This window comes from Robinsoniella sp. (genome assembly GCF_034124845.1).
Genome location: NZ_JAWYAJ010000557.1, coordinates 1 through 3,589, shown reverse-complemented (window position 1 = coordinate 3,589; position 3,589 = coordinate 1). Strand labels below are relative to the sequence as shown.

Annotated in this window: 2 protein-coding genes and 1 rRNA gene; all 3 read right to left on the bottom strand. The window is 34.5% G+C overall.

Annotated elements, in window-relative coordinates:
* The coding region (locus ACH2DQ_RS27635; protein WP_395028716.1) for a response regulator at positions 1–489 on the bottom strand (489 nt) is incomplete at its 3' end.
* Complete coding sequence (locus tag ACH2DQ_RS27630; RefSeq protein ID WP_394915805.1) at positions 476–2,209, bottom strand: sensor histidine kinase; 1,734 nt, start codon at positions 2,207–2,209, stop codon at positions 476–478. The genes ACH2DQ_RS27630 and ACH2DQ_RS27635, both read right to left, overlap by 14 nt.
* A gap of 1,286 nt (positions 2,210–3,495) precedes the next feature.
* Positions 3,496–3,589: ribosomal RNA gene (locus ACH2DQ_RS27625) — 23S ribosomal RNA — on the bottom strand; the annotation flags it as partial.

Here is a 3,589-nt window from a genome sequence, read left to right as displayed (position 1 = left end):
TTCTCTGGAATATTCTTTACCTTCCACAATACTTTTTAGAAATCCTTCAATGAAAAAGTTCTCTTTGTGCATAATAAACTGCCGGCGTTCTTTTTCTTTCAGCATTTGCAGCAATTTATTTTTCATTTCTGCAATCACCTGCTCTGTTTTCGCTTCCTCCATTTCATACTTTAAAATATAATCCTCGGCTCCGCACTTCAAAGATTCTTTCACAAATTCAAAGTCATCATAAGCACTTAATGCCACAAATAGCACATCAGGAAACTCTTTTTTTGCAGCTCTGATCAACTCCACTCCATTCATAAGGGGCATACTCATATCTGTGACAACCAGGTCAAACCGTTCCTGGTGCATCAGGTCCAATGCCTGTTTCCCATTTACCGCTTCCGCTGCAATAACAAAATTATACTTTTTCCAGGGCAGCATTTCCCTAGCTGCATACCTGAAATTCTGGTCATCATCAACAATCAAAACCTTATAATTGTTCATAAATCTCCCCCTCCTTCGTATCCTGATAGAATGGCAGCCTGATTTCTATCTTAGTTCCGTTTCCTTCTTCACTTGTAATATGAAATTCAAATTCATTCTTATAATAAGCCGCTAATCTTTCCATTACAATCTTAATGCCGATGCTGTTAAATCCCTTATACTTTTTCTCCTGATGTAAAATCTCATCCAGCCTCTCTTTTGAGAAACCGACTCCATTATCCTCAATTTTTAAAACTAATGACTGCTCTCCTGCAAGAACCTTTATTGTTATCTTCCCCTCCCCGGTTGACATATCAATCCCATGATAAATAGAGTTTTCTACCAACGGCTGCAAAATAAATCCCAGCATTTTAAGGCCTTTTGTAAGTGGATCAATTTCATAATCAACTTGAAAGGCATCTCCATACTTTGCCTTCTGTAAAAATATATACTGATGTATGTAATTTACTTCTTCCTCTACCGTAATAAATGCATCTGTTTTTTTTATGGCAAATCTCATGAGGGAGATGACCGAATCCACCATGTTCTCCACTTCCGGGTCCTGCTTCTTATGAGCTAACCATTTTACAGATCCCAGCGTATTATACAGAAAATGTGGATTAATCTGCGCCTGAAGCGCTTTAAACTCAGCCTCCTCTTTGGCAAATTTTTCTTTTGCCAGATTATCAATCAGATTTTCAATCTGAACAGACATATAGTTAAACTGCAAACCAAGCATCCCAATTTCATCATAACTAACCGGACGAACTCTTGCCTTGAAATCCCCTTTTTCGATCCTCTTCATATTTTCTTCCATCAGCGTTAAATTCCTGGTAATCGTCTTCGATATAATCCAGGTGAAAAATACCGCAAAACCAATACTCACCAGCACAATCAACGCAGCCGCCAGGAAAATAAGTTCCTCTTTTTTCATCAGTTCCCGAACTTTAATCAGACTTACCACATGCCACTGTTTCTTACTGCTCAATATACTTGTTACCTGATACTCCTCTTTCTCATAAGGAACTCTGTAGTTTTTCAAAAAATAATCCTGATCATTATCAAAAACAATACCCTTTAAAGGTTCATTTTCCAGATCATAGCAATAATTTTGAAGTACTGCAGACCGGGCATTGGTGATTATAAGATTTTCATTGGACAGCAGTTCATCCCCCCTGTCAATAAAGTCAAAAAAAGACTGGTTCATAAAAAAGCACAGAAGTCCGTTCACCTCAAAATTCCTATCATTTACAATCAGCCTTACAAATACAATCTCTCCGTCTAGAACCGTCCAAGCAATCGGACTGCTCTTCGTCACCAGCCCTCTTAATTCATCCAGTTTCTCCTGAGCTTCCAGTATATTTTGAACCTCTGTCCCACTTCTGGTAAACTGATAAACCATTCCATACTTAGATTCCAGAATTGCTGACCGGGAATACTGATAAAGAGAAGGCTGTTGAATAATGGTATCTGCAAAATTAGTATTCTTCTCTTCATATTCAACCGAATCATCTTCTATGTTTTTCTGAGACAGCAAATCCTTCGTACTCTGGAAATTAACGATTCGATAAGATGTACTCTCAAACTCCGCAATGCGTTCATCCAAATTATAAGCAATCTGCTTTACCAGGTTATTCGATAACTTCTCCGCATTTCCCACCATAATCTCTTTAAATATAATAATACCTGCAATCCCCGAACACAAAATACCAAACACGCTGACAAATATAAGCGAAATCATAATCTTCCTTTTCAACTTCATATTTTTCAGTTGTTTCATCTTTAGTAATACATTATCCCACATGATTTTTGTTTTTTAGAAGGGTATTCACTAACTCAACTTTATTATTACATACATCTTTGCCCTTCTAATACACTCCTTTTTATATTTTTAACTTCCTGATCTCAAACTTTCTAATCGCTAGATTAACGATTATATATGATCTGTTTCTAATTATTAACAGTTTAATACATAAGATTGGAATCTACAATATAATTATTTCGTGCCTTCTAATTGAAATCTTGTCTTTTATAAAATTCTTAGTTACTACTTCTAAGTCTAAGGTTTTATTGAAGCTTAAGGTTTTCTTTGAACCTTAGGGTTTTCTTCGAATCTCAGTTTACTATAACCCTAAGATTTTCTTTGAACCTTAAGGTTATCTTTGAACCTCAGTTTTCTATTGAACCTTAAGGTTTTATTTGAATCTTACTTTTCTAATGAATCTTAAGTTTTTATATTGAACTATAAGGTTTTCTTGAACCTTAAGGTTTACTTTGAATCTCAGTTTTCTATTGAAATCTAAGGTTTTCTTTGAGTCTTACTTTTCTATTGAATCCTAAATTTTTCTTTGAACCTTAAATTTTTATTGAACCTTACGCTTTTCTTTGTACCTTAGATTTCTATTGAACACTAAGTTTTTCTTTGAATCTTAGTGTTCTATTGAATCCTAAATTTTTCTTTGAACCTTAAGCTTTTATTGAACCTTACGCTTTTCTTTGAACCTTAGATTTCTAATGAATCCTAAGTTTTTCTTTGAATCTTACTTTTCTATTTTAACCTTAAGTTTTATTGAACCTTACGCTTTTTTTGAACTATAGTTTTTCTTTCAATCTTAGTTTTCTGTTGAAACCTAAGTTTTTCATTTAACCCTGAGCTTTTCATTTAACCCTGAGCTTTTCATGAAACCCTATTCTCTCTATTGAAACCTAAGTTTTCTATTGAACCTTAAGCTTTTCTTCAAATCCCAGTTTTTCTTAGAATCTCACTCCACACATTAGATCTATTTTAAACCCTATAATAAATAAACTTCCCATCATGGTAAATATTATATTAAACATTTACTTATTATAACTATAAAACAATCCATTCCATATAAAATAACGCAAAAAAAAGCAGCTACCATTAGCTGCTTCACATACATATACCTTCAAAATCACACACAGAAATTCATCAAATATCATCCGTTCTAACTTGCAAGATCAACCGTGTTGACCAAGGTTAACTACGTTAACCTTTTCCTAAACCTAATGGATAAGCCTTCGACCTATTAGTATTAGTCAGCTCCATACATTACTGCACTTCCACCTCTAACCTATCTACCTCGTCGTCTTCAAGGGGTCT